Annotated in this window: 19 protein-coding genes and 1 pseudogene; 12 read left to right on the plus strand and 8 right to left on the minus strand. The window is 42.2% G+C overall.

Annotated elements, in window-relative coordinates; translation table 11 throughout:
* Positions 1–213: 213 nt before the first annotated feature.
* Positions 214–1,080: an RNA polymerase sigma-70 factor gene (locus M1K46_RS05405; protein ID WP_256225827.1), complete on the minus strand. Its 867-nt coding sequence runs from the start codon at positions 1,078–1,080 to the stop codon at positions 214–216.
* Positions 1,081–1,090: 10 nt separating this feature from the next.
* Positions 1,091–2,380 carry a phytoene desaturase family protein gene (locus M1K46_RS05410; RefSeq protein WP_256225238.1) on the minus strand — a complete coding sequence of 430 codons (1,290 nt, stop codon included), beginning with the start codon at positions 2,378–2,380 and terminating at the stop codon, positions 1,091–1,093.
* 120 nt (positions 2,381–2,500) lie between these two features.
* On the opposite strand from M1K46_RS05410, the gene M1K46_RS05415 reads away from it, so the two are divergent.
* From M1K46_RS05415 to M1K46_RS05425, 3 genes and pseudogenes are all read left to right on the plus strand, one after another.
* Positions 2,501–2,767 carry a hypothetical protein gene (locus tag M1K46_RS05415; RefSeq protein ID WP_256225239.1) on the plus strand — a complete coding sequence of 89 codons (267 nt, stop codon included), beginning with the start codon at positions 2,501–2,503 and terminating at the stop codon, positions 2,765–2,767.
* Positions 2,768–2,909: 142 nt separating this feature from the next.
* A pseudogene (locus tag M1K46_RS05420) lies at positions 2,910–3,087 on the plus strand (VOC family protein); the annotation flags it as partial.
* A 204-nt stretch (positions 3,088–3,291) separates the two neighbouring features.
* Positions 3,292–4,242 carry a nucleoside hydrolase gene (locus M1K46_RS05425; RefSeq protein WP_091008927.1) on the plus strand — a complete coding sequence of 317 codons (951 nt, stop codon included), beginning with the start codon at positions 3,292–3,294 and terminating at the stop codon, positions 4,240–4,242.
* 194 nt (positions 4,243–4,436) lie between these two features.
* Here the strand turns inward: M1K46_RS05425 and M1K46_RS05430 are convergent, their stop codons facing one another.
* The 4 genes from M1K46_RS05430 to M1K46_RS05445 are packed head-to-tail and all read right to left on the minus strand — an operon-like array spanning position 4,437 to position 7,601.
* Positions 4,437–5,033, minus strand: a complete 597-nt coding sequence (locus tag M1K46_RS05430) for a YczE/YyaS/YitT family protein (protein ID WP_256225240.1) — start codon at positions 5,031–5,033, stop codon at positions 4,437–4,439.
* 38 nt (positions 5,034–5,071) lie between these two features.
* The gene (locus M1K46_RS05435) at positions 5,072–5,497 is read right to left on the minus strand and encodes a GNAT family N-acetyltransferase (RefSeq protein ID WP_256225241.1); all 426 of its coding nucleotides are present in this window, start codon (positions 5,495–5,497) and stop codon (positions 5,072–5,074) included.
* Between the two features lie 45 nt (positions 5,498–5,542).
* A complete protein-coding gene (locus tag M1K46_RS05440) occupies positions 5,543–6,901 on the minus strand; it encodes a HAMP domain-containing sensor histidine kinase (RefSeq protein WP_256225242.1) in 1,359 nt (452 codons plus the stop codon).
* A gap of 1 nt (position 6,902) precedes the next feature.
* Positions 6,903–7,601 (minus strand): response regulator transcription factor, encoded by a 699-nt coding sequence (locus M1K46_RS05445; RefSeq protein ID WP_053355148.1) that lies wholly within the window; start codon positions 7,599–7,601, stop codon positions 6,903–6,905.
* 191 nt (positions 7,602–7,792) lie between these two features.
* Here M1K46_RS05445 and M1K46_RS05450 point away from each other — a divergent pair, with 191 nt between their 5' ends.
* The 7 genes from M1K46_RS05450 (at position 7,793) to M1K46_RS05480 (ending at position 14,737) form a co-directional block, all read left to right on the plus strand.
* Entirely contained in the window at positions 7,793–10,918 is a 3,126-nt protein-coding gene (locus M1K46_RS05450; RefSeq protein ID WP_256225243.1) for an efflux RND transporter permease subunit, read from the plus strand.
* 145 nt (positions 10,919–11,063) lie between these two features.
* Complete coding sequence (locus tag M1K46_RS05455) at positions 11,064–12,281, plus strand: MFS transporter (protein ID WP_175501961.1); 1,218 nt, start codon at positions 11,064–11,066, stop codon at positions 12,279–12,281.
* 396 nt (positions 12,282–12,677) lie between these two features.
* Entirely contained in the window at positions 12,678–12,842 is a 165-nt protein-coding gene (locus tag M1K46_RS05460; RefSeq protein WP_156316240.1) for a hypothetical protein, read from the plus strand.
* 33 nt (positions 12,843–12,875) lie between these two features.
* Entirely contained in the window at positions 12,876–13,409 is a 534-nt protein-coding gene (locus tag M1K46_RS05465) for a histidine phosphatase family protein (RefSeq protein ID WP_091008947.1), read from the plus strand.
* An 86-nt stretch (positions 13,410–13,495) separates the two neighbouring features.
* The gene (locus M1K46_RS05470; RefSeq protein ID WP_062239390.1) at positions 13,496–13,918 is read left to right on the plus strand and encodes a VOC family protein; all 423 of its coding nucleotides are present in this window, start codon (positions 13,496–13,498) and stop codon (positions 13,916–13,918) included.
* A gap of 325 nt (positions 13,919–14,243) precedes the next feature.
* Positions 14,244–14,417 carry a VanZ family protein gene (locus tag M1K46_RS05475; RefSeq protein ID WP_256225244.1) on the plus strand — a complete coding sequence of 58 codons (174 nt, stop codon included), beginning with the start codon at positions 14,244–14,246 and terminating at the stop codon, positions 14,415–14,417.
* A 47-nt stretch (positions 14,418–14,464) separates the two neighbouring features.
* Positions 14,465–14,737 (plus strand): hypothetical protein, encoded by a 273-nt coding sequence (locus tag M1K46_RS05480; protein WP_256225245.1) that lies wholly within the window; start codon positions 14,465–14,467, stop codon positions 14,735–14,737.
* A 73-nt stretch (positions 14,738–14,810) separates the two neighbouring features.
* Here the strand turns inward: M1K46_RS05480 and M1K46_RS05485 are convergent, their stop codons facing one another.
* Positions 14,811–16,037, minus strand: a complete 1,227-nt coding sequence (locus M1K46_RS05485; RefSeq protein WP_256225246.1) for an MFS transporter — start codon at positions 16,035–16,037, stop codon at positions 14,811–14,813.
* Between the two features lie 104 nt (positions 16,038–16,141).
* Here M1K46_RS05485 and M1K46_RS05490 point away from each other — a divergent pair, with 104 nt between their 5' ends.
* The gene (locus M1K46_RS05490) at positions 16,142–17,950 is read left to right on the plus strand and encodes an ABC transporter substrate-binding protein (RefSeq protein ID WP_256225247.1); all 1,809 of its coding nucleotides are present in this window, start codon (positions 16,142–16,144) and stop codon (positions 17,948–17,950) included.
* 164 nt (positions 17,951–18,114) lie between these two features.
* Complete coding sequence (locus M1K46_RS05495) at positions 18,115–18,798, plus strand: general stress protein (protein ID WP_256225249.1); 684 nt, start codon at positions 18,115–18,117, stop codon at positions 18,796–18,798.
* A 73-nt stretch (positions 18,799–18,871) separates the two neighbouring features.
* On the opposite strand, the gene M1K46_RS05500 is transcribed toward M1K46_RS05495, so the two are convergent.
* Entirely contained in the window at positions 18,872–19,816 is a 945-nt protein-coding gene (locus tag M1K46_RS05500) for an aldose 1-epimerase (RefSeq protein WP_256225251.1), read from the minus strand.
* Between the last annotated feature and the right edge of the window lie 24 nt (positions 19,817–19,840).

Below are 19,840 nucleotides of genomic sequence, written 5' to 3' on the forward strand. Positions count from 1 at the left end.
TTCTCCCGGTTCGGAAGTTGTTCTAGTATACCTTGTTAGTATGAACATAAACTGTAATCCTGACAACAAAAGAGGACCTCATTATAGGTCCTCATCAAAAATCCCAACATCTCTAATTAAGATCCATCTTAAATCAGATGTGTGCATGGGGAGAGAAGAGGATTCATAAGCAAGGATAAAAAGACTGCTCTCTTGTGAGAAAGCAGTCTTTTTTTAGGCAGAGATATGAGTAAGTTTATCGGGATTCATGACCGAGTAGATGTTTTGAATTCTATTATTCTCAATATGAAGGGACATGACAGCATAGACATGCCCGCCAACCGTTAAAATCATTCCAGGCTCGCTGTTTACCGTAGTAAAGGTATAGCTGACGTCTTTCGGAAGCTTTGGCAAAATGCCTTGGTAAAAGCGTGAAATGCGGTCTGCTCCAAGGATCGGGAAGATAGCGGCTTTTATTTTTCCGCCTCCGTCTGTGATCAGGGTAGCGTCAACTGACAACAGGCTGAGCAAAGTATCGGTATCTCCGGAAGTGAGTGCACGAAAGAACTGTTCGGTGAGTGACGCTCCTTTTTTCGTTATTTTCTTTTCTTCAGAAGGACTTCCGATGCTTTTCTTCGCCCGATGAAAGATCTGCCGGCAATTCGTGCTGCTTTTGCCAACCATTTCAGCAATATCCTCATAACTGTATTGTAAGACTTCCTTAAGGAGAAACACCGCTCGCTCTGTTTCCGACAACTGCTGAAGCAGAAGCAAGTAAGCCATGGATACTGATTCTTTCATGAACATTTGATGGGCCGGATCTTCACTTTGGGTGTTTTCTGTAAGCAGCGGCTCAGGCAGCCACTCTCCAACATACTGTTCTCTTTTCTTTCGAGCAGACTTCAGCCGGTCGATACAGCGGTTGGTTACCATTTTGCATAGATAGGCTTTAATATTCTGAATGTGCTCGGCCTCTGTTCCATTTAATGCGATAAATGTATCCTGGATGATGTCCTCGGCGTCCTGTACACTGCCCAGCATTCGGTACGCTAAGGAAAAAAGAAGTGGGCGGTGTGTGGTATAAAGCATTTCTGTATCGATCGGACTCACGTTATGCCTCCTTTTGAATTCCGCGGTTCACAGCTTCCTGAACAATAGCTGATGCGGCTCTTTTTGCACTTGCGAAGGCCGCATCTACGAGCATTTCGCCATGGCCAGCGCCATCTCCTGCAACATAAAATCCAGGAATTTCCGGGACGGATGGGCCATAGGAAAAGTGATGGTTCATTGCACAGGAATCTTGCATCACGGCAATGTGCGGAAGGAATTGATAGGCTTTCAGTTCCTTTCTCCAGCCGGGCTGCAGCATCTCTAATACATGTTCCAGCTCCTGTTTACATTCTATTGCATTATTCTCCTGTTCTGTCCCCAAATATTTAATGAGCTGACAGACCACTGAACCGTCTTCACTTAAACGGGCCGCTCTAGAATGATTGGAAAATAAAATGTGTTGATCCACTCCAATCGCAAACTGCTGGTTCGGATTCGGAAGAGTGTGCAGCGAGACATCAAGACAAGCAGCAAACACCGGTTTTGCCCTTTCCCTCCAGGCGGAAAGAGACGTATTTTCAGCTCCTTCTATCAGTCTGAACGTTTGCTCCGGGCTTGCAGTAGATAGTACAGAATGCGCATTAATCGTTTCCCCATTAGACAATAAGAGGGTAAAAGAATCGTTCTTTAGGACAGAAGAGACGGATTGATGAGTGAGGATTGTTACGCCCGCTTTCACTGCTATCTCTTTTAATTCTTCAATAATGGTTTGCCAGCCGCCATCTACATAAATGACGCCGTTCATGCCTCTCAAAACCTGCTGTATTACAGCACCAGCTCTTTGTTCATCCGGGCCAATGCAATAGGTTGATGTTCGGCATAACGCGTAAAAAACGTGTCTGACCATGGGATCTTTAATTTCAGCTTCTGCCCATTGTCTCAAACTCATATCTCCCATTGTTTTAGCATCGATTTTTTTCAGTTTGACCAAAAGCTTTCCTAATTCCATTTTCCCTGGCCAAGAAAGAAGCCTGGTGGAAAGCAGAGAGCTTAAACTGCCCGGAAGCGTATATAAAGATTGATTCCAGATGGCACTGCCTTTCGTTTCCGGCACACTTCCTGGTGGTTTAATCCCAAGCTCGTTTAGTATCGCTTCCGCCTCACCACCTTTATAGAGAGCATGCCCGCCAAGGTTAAGATAGGCTCCATTTTTTTGGGCCGTTTGCGCCCGGCCGCCCAGTTGTTTTCCTTTTTCAATGACCACAGTTGAAATTCCGTCTTTGGCTAAATAAACAGCAGCTGTTAAACCTGCAATTCCTCCGCCAATGATCGCTGTTTCAAATGTTCTCATAAGATCACCACTTTCTCTTTTACAAACAAGACGAGAAAAGGCCATCATCTGTGACAAAAAGAAGAGAAAATTTTTTGACAAAGGGTAAACTAACAAAAATGAAGCAAGGGAGTGGAATACATGCAAATGAACGGGAACATTATCTCTGGTGAATTTGATGAGGTAATGAACGAGTTTTCGCTTCAGCAAGTGAAGCATCTTACAACACAATCTACACTGTCAGTCAGCCAGTTAAATAAACTTTACGGTTATCTGCAGAAACATCAGAGTGATTTGGATGGCCAGGTGATCACTCTTTATGATGCAATGCCGATCAGACTGAGCCAGGAGGAAATTGGTCTGCTTCTGCAGGACTTAGGGAACATTCAAACTCTTTATCAGCAGTAAGCAACTTTTTTGGAAGAGATAAAATAACTAAGATTTAGGAGGGGGAAAAACTGAAATGGCACTTGCTGTTATGACGGCAATCTACTATGTGTTTTTATTGATCATAGGGGCAAGGCCAAACCATTTCTTTAAAAGCTTTTTTCCTGACGGGGCAACCAGAACCACGAATTCAATCGAAGTATCTTCAGGCGACGAATACATAAAAAAGGTTACAGAAAAATGGCGGACAAGTGGTTGTACCTAAAACCGCTATTCCAAAAATGGGTTACTTTGCTTATTGTTTAGATAACCAGGGAATCCTGTTTGGAATACCGAAGTGAATGCTAATGCATATGTGAGTTCTTAATAAAAATGGGCTCCCAAATTAATCGACGCCTTTTTACGGTTTTTTTCTAATTGAACTAAAAGGAAAGTTATTTAGAGAAGAAGGAAATCCTGAAGGTATTTATTGTGGCTACTCTTATCCACGGAGCATATCGGTGATCTTTGGTGTCATATACATTTAGAGAAATGGAGGAATGTGTATGCCCAAAAAGGTTCTTCTTTTTACAGATTTGGGAATAGACGATGCTTTTGCTCTCATATATGCTTTCTTCCGCAAAGAAGAAGTGCAAATATTAGGTATCGTAGCTGACTATGGTAATGTATCCAGAGTTGATGTTATTAGGAATATTAATTATATAAAGTTCATTATGGGACAAGAAAAAGTACCTGTATTTCTTGGTGCTTCTGTCCCTTTAACGGGTATTTCGGTACAGTATTTTCCTGAAGTACACGGAAAAGTTGGATTAGGACCAATCATTCCCCCCGAGATTCCTTATCCTGTATTCCCTTTTAATGATATCTATCAGATCATTGATGCAAATATTGAGGATCTATCAATCATCAACCTTGGAAGACTTTCTTCATTAGCAACCGCATTTGTTCTTAATTTAGAAAAGATGAGAAACGTTAAGGAATATATCTGCATGGGAGGAGCCTTCTTTGTTCCTGGAAATGTAACGGCCGTAGCTGAAGCCAATTTTTACTCTGATCCTTATGCAGCGAACCTCGTCTTGCAACATGCAAAAAATTTGACGCTTATCCCATTAAACGTCACTCAGTATGCACTTGTTACTCCCGAAATGGTTCAAACCATCCACAGATTTCACCAAAACACAAAGGACCCCGCAGGACTCATCATTAAACCGATGTTGGACTACTACTACAATTTTTACTCTAAATCTAATCCAGGCATAAAAGGAAGTCCGATGCATGATTTTATGACCATTTGGTATCTGTTAAATCCTAATTTTGTTAGCCTTACAAAAATTCCTATAAAAGTAATACCAGATCGGGGGGAGGGATTTGGTCAAAGCATTGCCGACTTGCGTTTTACAACAAACCCAGAGTATAAAATACATAGTGTGGCTGTTCACTTTAATTATGAGGCATTTAAAAAAAGCATTATGGATACTCTTTTAATATGGAGGTAGAAGGTTTTCTCTAACTAACTTTTGAACTCCAATCCATTCACCTATGTTAAGGGGAATAAGTTAATAAAAGAGCGTAGCTATCGTCTGAGTCTTACAATTTGTGCGTGATGGGATTATTAAGAGAAGATTTTCAACTGGCAGCTTTTCTTTTTTGAACTAAAGCATCTGGTTAGTTGAACAAGAATAAGCGGTATTTATGTCTGATACAGTCTGATGGCATAGGGCATGAAAAAGGAGAGTATGGTTCCATTGAAGAAGGCGGTTAAAATCGTTCCGATGCCGATGGGTCCGTGGAGAAGAAAGGCGAGTGAGAGAATTACAACACTGATGACCAGCCGGGAGACAGCGATCGTCCAGCCGGCCTGTTTTTGAAGGATGAGCATGAGCCGGTCGAGAGGAATGGGTGCAAATTCAGCTTGTAAATAGAGGGATGTTCCGATACCAATGAACACCATACCCAAAGCGAGCAGTGAAAATTGAGAGAAGTACGTTACGGGTTTCAGCCACCCTTCGAGAGTGAAAAGCCAGAAATCGATGCCAGCACCAGTAATTGAGGCAGTCACTAAAGCCAAGTATTCAGGCCGGGTCCGGCTAGCAGCTGCATTTAAGAAGATCATCAACAGGGCAATAATAATCTCCCACGAGCCTACCGTGAGGCCGATGGTTCTAAACGATCCAACGAGAAGCGCGTCATATGGAGAAGTGCCGGAGTTTGAAAGAATGGTTAAGGAAATGCCAAGCGTTAGAACAATGATTCCTAAAGAAAAGAATGATGATTTTCTGAAAGTCATGGAGTAGCCCCTTTAACAAATTAAAACCTTGGAAAAGATTATCCAAGGTTTTTCTTCATTACTATATGCGGAATACCATCTTCGATAAATGCACCGGATGCGGATTTATAACCCAATTTTACGTAAAAGGGCTCTGCTTGGGTCTGGCCGTGCAGTTTGGCAGCCGTTAGCCCCTTTTCTCTCGCACTTTCCTCAAGCGTGCTGATGATGATTTTACCAACACCGAACTTGCGATGGCTGGGAAGGACGCAGATCCGTTCAAATTTTGCCACGCCATCAACAATCTGCCATCTGCCAGTACCGACGGGGTGATCTCCGTCCATTACAAGAATATGCTCAGCCGCATCCTCGTGCTGATCAAATTCATCCTCAAGAGGAAAGCCTTGTTCTTCGACGAACACCTTTTTCCGAATCTTAAAGGCATCTTCTCGTTCTTCATCTGTTTTTACGTGTTTAGCTTCCATTCTTTCCTCATCCTTTCTACTTCCATACTAAAGAAAAATGGCAGGCTAGATTGGAAATTTCAGCTCCACCTCTGTTCCTTTTCCTTCCTCACTATGAATGCTAATGTTTCCATTATGATGTTTCATAATATTTTTCGCGATGGAAAGCCCTAATCCTGTACCTCCAGTTTCTCGGCTTCGGGCTTTATCGGCCCTGTAAAAACGTTCGAAAATATGTTCTAAATCAGAAGAGGGAATACCTGTCCCATAATCTTGAATAGTAAGCAGAGCATAGTTATCTTTTTTCATCATCTTTAGATCAATCGTAGACATACTGTATTTTAGCGCATTATCCAGAACGATAATAAGTACCTGTTTCACGGCAGCTTCATCTGCGAGAATGAAAAGGGTCTGCTGATCGTGTTGAAACGTGATGTCTCTTTGGTATACCTCTTTCATCTGCTCTAAAACCTGGTAACAGGCTGCACCTAGATCTATGGGCTTAAGGTGGACATTCTTTTCTATTTCGGAGGTGGCCAAGGCAAGAAAGGACTGTGTCATGTTTTGCATCCGGGTAGCCTCCGAATAGATAGTTTCCGCTGCTTCTTCCTTAGACAATCTGTGGTCCTTTACATCACTTCTCCTCAAAAAGTTGGCATAGCTTTTAATGACTGTAAGCGGTGTTCTTAGTTCATGAGATGCATCTGAAATAAACTGCTTTTGCTTTTCAAGATTCTCCTGCAGCCTTACAATCATACGGTTAAAGGTGGTGGCCATTTTTTGAAGCTCGTCCTTCTTTTCGGTATTGATAACAAGCTGCTGCGGGACACCGCTTTGCTCAATGTTTTCCATTGTCTTGATCATAGAAGAGATGGGTTTCATAATTACATTGGACAGCCATCTCCCGCCAAGCAATGATAAAAGGACGGCGATGACAGTACAGAACGTTAAGATTGATAATAATATATCCTTGCGCATTTCAAGCCCAAGGAGTCTTTCCCCGATTTCAATCGTACCTGTGACCTTGCCTTGACTGGTAATTGGCACACGAACAATTAAGATTTGTTCTTCGCCCTGTTCTTCATGTATGATATGCAGATTTGATTCTGTCTTCTTAGAAAAATGCGGCTTGAATTTATTGAGATGTTTATCATTTCTTACTTGGTTAATAACCTTTGATTTGGCATCAATGATACGAATGAAAGAGTGATTGGTTAAATAGGAAGTAAGGATTTCATCAGAGTAAACATGACCTGGTTTCTTATTCAGTACTTGAATAATGGAGTGAGCTTTCTGATGGACAGCTTGCTCTTCCATATTTACGGTAATCTTCATAAAGGAAAAAAAGACAACTCCATTTATGAGTAAAAGAATAGCAAGCAGCCAAGCTGTAGTATACAGGTTAATCTTCGTGGTAATCTTCATTTTATTTCTCCCTGGCGATATAGCCTACGCCCCTTACCGTATGGATGAGCGGTTCGTCAAATCCGCTTTCTATTTTCTTTCGCAAATAACGCATATATACATCAAGAACGTTTGTATCCCCTTCATATTCATATCCCCACACATTTATGATAATAGACTCCCGTGTCACGATCTGATTTTTGTTGGTCAACAAGTAAAATAGTAAATCGTATTCTTTTGGCGTCAATGAAATGGATTTTCCGGTTCTCATGACCTCCCGTGTAGCAGGATTTAGGGTTAAATCTTTCAAAGTCAACAGCGTTTCCTCATCAATATTATTTTCAATTTTCAGCAATGGACGAGTGCGGATACAAGCACGGATCCTCGCCATCAATTCCTCACTTTCATAAGGTTTGGTAATATAATCATTCGCCCCTTGATCCAATCCCAATACTTTATCAAGTGTTAAATCCCTGGCTGTTAAAAGAATCACAGGGACATTTGAATCGGCGTTCCTGATTTTCCTCAACACTTCCATCCCGTTTAAACCGGGGAGCAGGATATCCAGCAGAATTAAATCTATTTTTTCCTGTAATGCTGCAGCAAGGCCAGATTTTCCGTTATGTTCAACGAGAACATCGTAGCCTTCAAGCTCTAATTCAATTTTCAGCATCTTCGCGATCTGTACTTCATCTTCTATGACTAAAATGCGCTCTTTCATATCTGCCTCCAAATATGGCATTTTCCTATACTGTATCCAATGTAGCATGAAAAAAGTAAAAATTTATCATTCTCATGGATTTTTAAGAGTACTCTCAGAGAAATTTAAGGTTGTCTCTATATAGTAGGACTGCAGAGGCCAACCATGCTTTCACAAAAGACAGATAGAAATATTAATAGGGAGGAAAGAGAATGAAGAAATTGGTGGAAGCATCAATGCAAAGAGCCATTTTAATGATCGTGTGTGCGGTTATAATTTTGGCGTGGGGGGGGATTTCCGCCTACCAAATGCAACGGGATTATCTTCCTGGAATTAATAATACAACACTGACAGTCAGCATGAGGGTACCTGGATATCAAGCTGAACAGGTAAAACAGGACATTACTGATAATTTGGAAAGTGCGGTAAGAACAACAGATGGCTTAACTGACGTGGAGACTAATTCATATGATGGCGGACTCTTTATGAGTCTATACTTTCCAATGGATTATGACATGAAACAAGCTGAAACTGATGTGAACAAAGCACTCGCTAATGCCGATCTGCCGCAAACGATCACGTCGACACCGACTGTAACGAGATTAACCACAAGTTCGTTTCCGATCTTATCTTATAGTTTAACTAGTGCAAACCTTAATGAACAAACCTTAAGATCCACTGCACAGCAAGAGATCGTCAAGCAGCTGAAAACAGTGCCTGGAGTATCTGATGTGACAGTCTTTGGCGGGGCAAAGGACGGCTATGTGCTGACGATCCGCATGAAAGATCTTATCAAAAACGGATTAACCCTGGATGATATCAATAACTCTTTTGCGAAGTCCGTTCCATCCCTGCCAAAGGGGACGGTTGTTAATAACCTTTTATCCATTCCGGTTAGTTTTGATGGAGTTTCATTAACAGAAGATCAGATGAAAAATACAACCATTAAGAATTCAGAAGGAAAACTGATTCCTTTGTCTGCAGTGGGTACCATAACCCATTCATTAAACGATGTAAAAACAGTATCAAGGACCAATGGTAAACCAAGTGTTCAATTAAATGTGATAAAAACTCCTTCTGCAAACATTACAGAGGTTGCGAAACTGGTGAAAGATCGAATCCAGCATCTTCATCTGGATACCGTCAATCCAAAGGATGTACATTTCCAAGTATTACTTGACCGTGAGAAGGAATTAAACAGCTCTCTTCATGGATTGATACGGGAAGGATTGCTCGGTTGTTTATTCTCCATGATCTGTGTGTTCTTCTTTTTCAGAAACGTAAGATCCACCTTGCTTATCGCCATATCATTGCCTATTTCCTTGCTGGCAACGACAATTTTCCTGAAATCGATGGGGATTACCCTTAACATTCTAACGGTTTCCGGATTGATTGTGGCGATGGGGCGGATCGTGGATGATTCCATCGTCATTTTGGATAACATGTACAGAAAAAAGGAGAATGCCCCAGACAAAGCCTTGCTGCCACTGCTTGCTTCTTCTGTAACTGAAATGATTCCGGCGATTTTAGGATCTACGCTTACGACGATTGCCGTCTATGTCCCGATTGCGCTGGTAGGCGGAGTGATCAGCGCTTCGTACAGCGGATTTGCATGGTCTGTCGTTATCGCCTTGATTACGTCGTTCTTTGTTGCGATGCTCGTCATTCCTGCTTTGGCGTTCATGGGCTGGAAGGGAGGCCCTTCATCGAAAAAGGCAATTACCATAGAGCCTGTTATGAAACCTGTCTTGGAAGCGGCGTTCAAACATAAAAAGATTATGGTGTTTGCTTCACTTCTCGTCTTTTTATTCGCTGCTGTTTATTCGGCGTTTTTGCCGGTGAGCTTTTTACCAAGTGCAAAAGTAGGACAAATTGCAGTTAAAGCAGAATTGCCAAAGGGCAGTACCATCAAGGAAGTGGATACAGAAGTTCAAAAGATTGAACATGCCCTAAAAAGTGATCCGGACGTAAAAGCTTATTCAGCCAGCTTTGGTTCCACGATGACACCTCAGAGCGATGATGTATTTGACCAAGGCGGCGGTTTTATTCAGAACCCGAATGTTGCCAATCTTTCTGTTGTTCTAAAAAACAACAAAGATGTGGATAGCGTCATAAAACAATTGCGCTCACAGCTGCCTCACCTCTCGAAACAAGTAGTCTATACCGTTACGAGCCAGAACATTTCAGGTGATGATTCACAAATGAAAATAATGTTTAGCGGTGCCGATCAAGCAGTACTGGATAAAACCGCTCAAGAAGCACGCCAAAAATTGGCTCGCATTTCAGGATTAAGTGTGGATGGCAAAGTAGATTTAACGAACGGAATGTCTAAGTATAAGGTAACCTTGAACTCATCTGTTATTAAAGCAAAGGGCATCAACATGGCAGATGTACTGAGCGTAGTGAGACGTTATACGGCTCCAACGAAGGATGCTACCATCAGTGTGAATCATAAATCGCTGCCAGTGGATATGTTCTTGGAACAGATTTCTACTGGAGAACATTCGAAAGTAACATTGGAAGCAACACCAGGTGATGTTTTGGGATCATTAGCGAACGAAACAGTGAAAGACAAAGAAGGCAAAAATGTGCAGTTTGCACAGTTGGCAAAAATCTCAAAAGATACATCCCCTGCTACGATCAGTGAGAGGGATGGACAGCCGTTCTCAGTCGTCACTGCGCAGATTACTTCCAATGATATTAGCGGAGTTTCAGGAACGGTCGGCCAAACGCTAACAAATATGAAACTTCCGCATGGTGTGTCTTATTCCATGGGAGGCATAACCGAGCAGGTCAAACAGATGATTTTTGATATGGTTATCGCAGTTGTCTTCTCCATCTTGCTTGTACTGCTTATTACATCTTCCATGTTTAAAGGATGGAGAGCACCAATCTCTGTACTTCTAAGTATTCCTCTGGCATTAAGCGGAGTTGTAATTGCGCTAGGCCTGTTTGGAGGAGAATGGAACTTGGCTTCATTAGTCGGAGTGTTGATGCTTACTGGAATTGTAGTAACGAATGGGATTGTATTGATCGATAAGGTGGAGAGAAACCGCAGAGAGGGAATGGATGTAAGGACTGCAGTTTTACAAGGAAGCTTATCGAGGGTACGTCCAATATTGATGACCGCTGCGGCTACAATCTTAACACTATTGCCATTGGCTTTTTCACACAGTTCAGATACAGTTATCTCACAAACTTTGGGAATCGTAGTAATCGGCGGGTTAATTACATCCACCCTCAACAGTTTTATCATTATTCCTATTATTTACGAATGGCTTCATCGAAAGTCCGTTCGTCAGGAAGTACCACTAACCAAACACAGAGCAAACCTATAATTAATTATTGCTAGAGAAAGAGGCTGCAGTTGCAGCCTCTTTTATTATGAATTTAAAGACCGTCTCTTTCATAGAAACCATGTTAAAATATGGTGGGTACGTTAAATATTGTGCGGGTGGATCAGGAGAGGGGTTAAACAATAGAATGTGGAAGAACCGAAACTTTTTATTACTCATGTTTGGTGTTGCGGTTTCGAGTACCGGTCTATGGGTCGGGATCATCGGCAACCTGGAATTTTTGCAAAAGAACGTGGAGTCATCCTTTTTACAAGCATTGCTTCTATTATCGGGGTTTTTGGTCGGAGTATTCCTGGCTCCAATGGCTGGGAGGATTATTGATCGGGGAGATAAGAAAAAAATACTCATCTATGCGGGTCTTGCGCGGTGTTTTGCGATCGTTTTCATGTACCTAGCCATTGCCAACGATAATGTCTGGTGGATGCTGATCTACACGTTTATCATCGGAATTGCAGGGACGTTTTCCAATCCGGCCATGCAGACACTTATTCCGTTAATCGTGAAAAAAGAAGATCTGCTGCAGGCAAACGGTGTATACATGAACATTTTTACCGGTGCAAGAATTGCTGGGACAGCACTTGGAGGGGCGATGCTCGTCGGCATGTCGTTAACGGCGATGTACACGGTGACACTCGTATCCTATATTATTTTACTTTTCTTAACGTTTTATATGGTAGTAGAGCAAAAGCCCAGAGAAAAGTCAGCAGACAGTAAAAAAGAAAGCTTCTTCAGTACGTTAAAAGAACTTTATCCTATCGTGAAAAATCAATCTAAGGTTGTCTACGGTATCTTTCTTCTTATACCGCCGTATTTGTTTCTTTCCGGCTTTAACTTGATGGTCATCGAGATCAGCCAGATTCAGCACAATCCCGGAATCAAAGGAATTCTCTATACAACAGAGGGGCTGTGTGTGTTCCTTGGCACCTTTTTAGCAAGAAGGTTCTTTCGTGAACGTCCGCGATTGCCGTATTTGTTTGCAATCACATTTCTCATCGCGACCGCTCATACATCACTATTTTTAGCCAATCATCCCGTGATGTCTGTCGTTTCGTTCGGCTTGTTTGGTCTGTCAGCGGGCATGCTTTTTCCGGTGACAACGACCATCTTCCAAACCGATATTCCTTCTGATTATCATGGGCGGTTCTTCTCCATCAAAGGCATGACAGACAACATTATCTTTCAAATTCTCATGCTGTTAACCGGGTTATTCCTGGATACCATTGGTTTTGAAAAAATGGTCATCGGCTTTGGTATCTGTTCATTTGTCATAGCTTCCATTATTCTGATGCAGTATCGGTCAAAAATGAATCGAAATAAAAGAAAGCCTGTAGCTATGGTGAAATAAATACTTGTCATCCGGAGAAATGGTAAACATCTCCTTTAAGAAAAAGCCGTTGAGAAAATCCTTGGATGTGACTCGCGGCTGAACAACAAAAAAAACAAAAGCCGTGAAGGTACTTGGAAATGCATTCAAAGCACCTAAACAAAAAGGGATCTACATCTATGACATCTCTGCTCATTGGGAAAAAGGAGACGCAAGCTACGCGCTGGCCATTGAGGTGAAATAGCTTGAAGACCAGAGAAAAATTTCTCATGGCTCAGGAGGAATGTGCATTTTAACAGAGAAGTTTAATAGGGCAGTGATGGTTTTAAACCATTCCAGCCTTTTTCTTCATCATTTGCGAATTCGTTTCATAGGGTAGAGCAGAGAGATGGTATAAAAAAGGGGAGGTTATGTCTGGTGGCTTGGTTATTGCTGCTGTTGATTGCAGCTGCCGTTATGATTGGATTTTTTGTAAACTCCAGCAAAGCAACGAGGACCATACTCCAAGAGGATGACCCGGTTAAACTTCTAGAATCAGAGAATGCGAAAAATAATAGTTCATACAATGGAGGACCGATGTAATATCGGTTCTTTTTTTAGGAAAGGCAGGTGCATATGCAGATCTTATTGATTCGGCATGGTGAATCAGAAGATGACTTTTTAGATGAAGACTACACTGGCTCAACTGATTTGCCGCTGACAAGCAGAGGGGTTGAACAGGTGGAAAGGATGGCACAGCGAGTTTGTGCTGAACTTCCGCCCGATCTGATTTGGAGCAGTACCCTGATCAGAGCCAGACAGGCAGCTGATCTTCTATCCAAGACGACTGGCTGTTCAGTAACCTACATAGATTACCTTAAAGAAAAACAGGAAGATGAAAGTAAAACAGACTTCAGGATGAGAGGAGAAAAGATCTTATCCTCAATTAGGGAACTTGGCAAGAATAGCAGCAGAGTTGCGGTTGTTTCTCATGGAGGCATGATCACCCAGATTATTGAAGGCTTCCTGGAGCTGCCTCTCGTCAACACCGTTTGGTTTCACTCTGACAATACAGGCATTCATCTGCTTGAATACACTCGCAATGGCCAGCTCATCCGATTCACAAATTGTACTGCTCACTTAAAAAATAATGAGCAGTTGAGTGAATAATATATTGCATCTTAATGTCACATATAGTAAAATAAATAAGAACATTTGTTCGGAAAAATTCAAAATAAAAAAACGAGGTGTCTAGTATGATCGTAGGGCTATATCCTTATTTAGTAACGAATGGAAATGGACAAGAAGCTGTTAAGTTTTATGAAAAGGCATTGAATGCAAAGGTTTTATCTGTACAAACTTTTGGCGACCAGCCGGAGAATCCGGAATATCCTGTTCCAGCAGAAGCTAAAGACCGTGTAATGAATGCCCATTTAAAAGTGGGAGATCATGACTTGATGCTTTCTGATACATTCCCAGGGATGCCCTATGAAACTGGAGACCAAGTAACAGTAGCAATCACGATTGACAGTGTTGAAACATCAAAAGAAGTTTTTGAAAAATTAAAAGAAGGCGGCCAAGTAATCATGGAGCTGCAAGAAACCTTCTGGAGCCCATCTTATGGCCAGCTAAAAGATAAATTCGGTGTAACGTGGCAAATTTCAACATTAGGAAAATAAGTTAACTCATCCAAAAAAGCTGCTGCGGCAGCTTTTTTTGTTTTTGAAACTGTCCTTCCACCTAATCGTGAATAAGCCAGGGGTTTTACTATATTTTAATCCAATGAAATCCTGGATGCATTATGGGGTAAAGTACTAATCTCTAACTATGTCTACATCCACAATGAAGACGAGCGGATCATCACACCGATCCTGGCATTAAAACAAATATAGAGATAAGAATGTAAACGGCCGTTAATATTACATCGAGCGTCTTAATGGGAATTTACATCTTGGTGAAGTCATTTTAACTTTAAGTACGATAGGTATTACTGGCAACCTTCACTTGAGTTTTATCTATGAGATGGCCCAATTGTTTTTCAAATTTGGATCCTTCGATACAAATGATCCGATCCTTAATACGTTTGGTGGAACGATAGGTTATTTACTCATTATGATTGGTCTTTTATTGTTCAAAAGGAATATTATAAAAAATCACATATTAAACTTGAAAAAGTAAAATGAAGTATATAATTTTGGTACCAAACTAAGTGGAGGAATATTTGAATGGATAAAATTATTAAAGAACTGAATATGGGAGAACACAGAATTGTAATTAGAGAATCTAAAGATGGAGTAAAGACGGCTCGTTTAAGCTCTGGATTCCATGGTGCCATTCTTGAGGTGGAAAAAGAAAAGAACGGCATTCGCATTAAAGAGATGGAACTGGGCAGCGCTCATCTTACTCCGGAACATTTGGCTTTGCTTCTGCATCACGCTGGTGTATCAGAAGAGGTAATGGCTGAATTAGCTAAACTTGAACAACGCCGTGTTGGTTAAGGAATATACGAAATAAAAGGTAAAAACAGTTGTTAATCATTCATTGATTACAACTGTTTTTTTTTGTAGATGATTATACCCGCCATAAGGACGATCTCCAATATGCTAAAAAGATAAGAACATTTGCCAGTGCAGCAATCCAAAAGACGGTACCAGGATGCGAAAACTTCGCGATCCAGCCGGCGGCAACAATGGCAAGCGGCATACCGAGCTTGAAGATGGATCCGGTCAGGCCGCCGATCCGGCCGATGAGGTGCTGAGGTGTTGTCTCCTGCCTGAACGTCCAGATGCATACCGAGGATATCGTTCCAAACAACCCTTCAAAAAACAAACCTGTCGCAAGCAGAAGAGAGGTATGAGCAAGAAATAAGATAAAGTACCCCAAACCTGAGCCAAATGTCGTCAAACCAAGCAGTTTGCCGAGCTTCACTTTTCTCCTCAAAATACTGACCATACTGCTGCCCGCCAAGCCGCCCACCCCTGCAAAGGAAAGGGTTAACCCAAGCTCTGATGTGGTCAGCCTCAATTCATCCTTGGCAAAAAAGACAATCATCGTGTCGACCATACCAGAGGTAGAATTGATAAAAACAACAAGAATAGTAATTAGCCAAAGCGGCCGATTTTCGCGGAGAGCTATCCACCCTTCTTTTAAATCCTCGAGAAAGTGCTGCTTTTTTCGAACAACCACTTCCTTATGATCAAGCTTCAACAAGAATAAAAAGGTGACGAAAAAGGCAACAGATGTAAGCAGAAGTCCATCATGAAGACTCGACAGCATCAAGATAAACCCAGTAATCGCTGGCCCCATAATACCGATCAGTGTTGTTACAAACGAAAACGAGGCATTGGCCGGTGTGAGCAGCTCGTTCGGAAGCACCTGTTTGACCATACTGTAGCGGGCATTAAAGAACGCGTAGCTGCATGTCATAAGCAGGAAACCACATACATAAAAGAGCGGTAAAGAATGATATCCCATCTGCAGGGCCAAGAACAATCCGAATAAAACGACACTCTGGATGCCGATCGTCCAAAGAGACCAATGTTTCTTGTTCACCCGGTCGACGAGCACTCCGATGAACATGGCCAGCAGCAGATTTGGCAAAAATTCGATGGCCCTCATGTTCGACATAGCCACCGATGAATGGGTGAAATCATATAAAATGAGGGGAAGAGCAAGCTCATAGATCTTCCCTCCGACCGAAAAGATGAGTCCTGTAATAAACAACAGCATAAAATTCTTATTTTTCCATAACACCGGCTTTTCTGCAGCCGGCATCTGAACGACCTTTTCCATCTCCATCAGAAACGCTCCCTTCTATTACCAGTGTATCTTCCTTAAATATGAAAAAAAGTGTAAATTAAAATCAAAATCTTTCATCTTTTATCAAAAAGGAGAGTGACCGGATGCAGCTGCAGGAGCATTACCTCACTTTAAGACAACATTACAGAGATACAGGGATCCATCTGCCGCTTTCGGTCACACTGGAGGAGATCAGTTCGGTACTTTTTTGCTCCAAGCGAAATGCAAACTTTCTCCTGAACAAGATGGTGGATCAGGAGTGGGTGAGCTGGTTGCCAGGCAGGGGGCGGGGGAATCGTTCGTCTCTCGCTTTTTTAATAGAGCAGAATTCCTTTCTGATGGAGCTGGCAAAAGAGAAGGTAGTGAAGGGTGACTTAAGTCAGGCTCAGCAACTTTTACATAACTATGAACTGGATGCAGCGTATCAGCAGGAATTCAATGTGTGGGTACAGCAGCAGTTAGGCTATCATCTGGAACAGAAGGAGAACATCGCGATTGACGTGCTGCGGTTCCCGTTCTATAGGGAGATCAAAGACATTGATCCGGCGTATGTGAATCGGCGGACAGAAGCACATATGATTCAGCAGATTTTTGATACCCTTCTTGTCTATAACGGTACTTCAGGTAAACTCGAACCACACCTTTGTCATCATTGGCGCAGTGATGAGTCGCTGATGGTCTGGACGTTCTTCCTGCGGAAAGGAATTCTGTTTCATCACGGGAAGCTGCTAACAGCTGAAGACGTTAAATACACCATCGAGCGAATTCACGATCCTATTAACGGTTCCCCACATCGATGGATGATGGAGAGGATTCAATCTATCACGGTTGTTCACGATTATGAACTAAGAATTGAACTGTCCGAGCCGAATGGCCTTTTTGATTATTATTTCAGTACGGAACGGCTTTCCATCGTGCCGCGTGATTTTGAATTGTTGTCTAACTATAAACGAGAGCCGGTTGGGAGTGGTCCATTTATTGTGGAGAGCAATGACGAGTCACAGCTTCAGCTTACTGCACATACGCACTACTTTAAGGAACGGCCTTTTTTAGACCGGATTGAAATTTGGGTATGGCCAGATTATGACGGGGAGAAGATGTTGTTCGTTCCTCCAGGTGAGATGAAATATGTGCCGCATCCTATAGTCGCTAGTGAAGTAGAAGCGCACTACAAGGCACTCGATCATATTGAAAAAGGAGCGACCTACCTGATGTTCAACCTGAAAAAAGGAGGGCCGCAGTCTTCGTTTCTTTTCCGTAAAGCGATCGAGCAAGCTGTTGATTCCCAAGACTTGATTGAAAAACTGGGTGGGAAGAGGATGCTGCCGGCAGCAGGTTTTCTCCCAGCACGTTCAATAGAATCGCAGAGAACACATTCAAAGTCTGAAGCGAAACGCCTCCTTATTGATACCGAATACAAAGGTGAACCTTTAAAGCTATATACCTATGAAATGAGAACCAACCAATTAAACGCAGAGTGGGTAAAAGAGCAGCTTGCCAGTGTGGGAGTGGAGATAGAGATTGTGGTTGTACCCATCGAGGAATTGAAAAAAGCAGAAGTGATGCGGGAGGCCGATCTTATCCTGTCAGGTGAGGTCCTTGCCGATCCTGTGGAACTAGCTCTTCTCGATATGTATGAAGTCGGCAATTCCTTTATCAGCTCTTTGATGGATGAGGATCTTCGTGAAGAAAAGGACCAGATGATCCAGCAAGTATTTAAAGCTACTACAATGGATGAAAGAATGCAGCGATTTTACGAATTGGAAGATTTGCTGAAACAGCGCCATGCTCTCCTATTCCTCTACCATTCAAAACAGAGCATTCTCCACCATCAATCATTGCAGGGTGTAACGCTCAACATATTGGGTTGGGCGGATTATAAAGATCTATGGATTGAGAGAGTAAAAGTATAGTATCTGCAAGGTTCGAATAAAAGCCTTTTATCGAAACTGGGATAAACGGGCTTTTTCATGCTTCAAAAAATGAAACCTGTATATTTTCCTTATTTTTGTTTGCAAAGTGTAGATCCGGGTACTTAACCACAGTAGAAAGACCATTTATAAAGGAGGAATTCATTATGGGCAAGCATGTCATAGGTGTATATGAATCTGAGGAAGCGGTCGTAAGTGCTGTACAGCAATTGCAATTGAGAGGATATGACACAGATGAGATCTCCGTAGTAACGAATCATGATCATTATACGGATACCGTCGAAACAATAACCGGTGCAACGGTCGACAATGTGGAAGAGCCTCATAAAGAGTCTTTCTTGGACAAACTAAAAGCTGCATTTATGGATGATGAGTACACGAACAGCAAGAATAGCCTGGGCGAAAGACTATCGGATTATGGAATACCTGACCGGGAAGCTGCATCCTATGCTTCTGACGTAGAATCAGGCAAAATTTTGTTGATGGTCGATTCAGACCGTGATCTTGCAACGGATGAATCAGATGCCTTAAATCCTACGAATGCTGGGATTGATTATGGAACATTTAGGATAGCTACGGATGTGGAAGATACCAGAGATGGATACACTGCAGGGAACACTACTGACAATAACCATCGTGACAGAGACTTTCGAAGAGATGCTGATGTAATGGATAACACTGAGCGGCCTCTCCGGGCAAACTCGTATCTTACGGATGATACAGACCGAGAGTTATACCCAGATGAAGATGTAAGGAATGAGGCAGACCGCGACTTTAGAGACCGGACAAGACGGACACCAAGAAACTCGGACGAAGATAAACTGTTTTAAGTAAAGAGTAAAGGCACCCCTAATGGACAACAAAGAGAGCCCTTCTTTAATGAAGGACTCCCTTTGTTGTGCCTTAGTCACGCTCGACTTTAAATCTGGAGACATATTCTTTTGTGTCTTTCGGCTTAATGTCGTCAAACCCCGTTAAAGTTCTTGGGAGCTGCTTCAAATTCGGCGCATTGGTCACCCAGGAATATGGTTCAACAGCAAGCAGATTTTCATTACCGCTGGCTGTGAATAAAACCCATTGGGTAAAATCATCAGAAAGGGAGTAGGAGACTTTAATGCCTTGTCCAGGACGTTCGATGCCTGCCGTCTTGTTTTCTGTCATTAAGAAAACATCATCCATCGCCACGCCAGACAGGGAAGTTCCATCGGAAAACTCTTTTTTATTTGCGATACTTTCCAACTCCCCTGTAGGAAGATGCCGTTCATTTAACAGCCATTTTTCCTGAACATCAAGAAATAATTTGGCTTCCTGCGGAAATTGAAAGGTTGTATGGTAGCCAATTCCGCACGGCATAAGGGAGTCGCCGTTATTTGTGATTTCAGTGGTTTGTATCACTTCGTTTCCCTCGATCTCAATCGTCATCGTGATCGAAAAATCGTGAGGGAATTGATTGAGGATGTGCGGATAATCAGCCGATCGGAGCTGTGTTTTCATTCTAGGGATGCTTTCTTCGATCTCAAGAACGCTCCATTCCTTATCATGAACAAATCCATGGATATGAACATTCTCTTTCGGCCGATTCATCTCCAATTCGTACTTCCGGCCATTATACTCAAATGTTGCATCTTCAATCCGGTTAGGCGGGAACAGTACAGGTGTCCCAAACACCATCCTTCGCGTTTCGTATTCTTCTCTGGTTTTAGGCGTTCTCAGTATTTCAGTGTTTGTTTTCTTATCCACAATAGAAATCAAATTGCTCCCTTGGGAAGGGAGGACAATGGCCTTTATCTCTTCGTTTTCAATGGCATACGCCGTTTCATCCAGGAATGGAATACGTTTCACACTCATTTAAAAACCTCCATCAAGTTCAGT

Source organism: Fictibacillus sp. WQ 8-8 (assembly GCF_024494405.1).
In the GTDB taxonomy this organism is placed as follows: Bacteria; Bacillota; Bacilli; order Bacillales; family Fictibacillaceae; genus Fictibacillus_C; species Fictibacillus_C marinisediminis.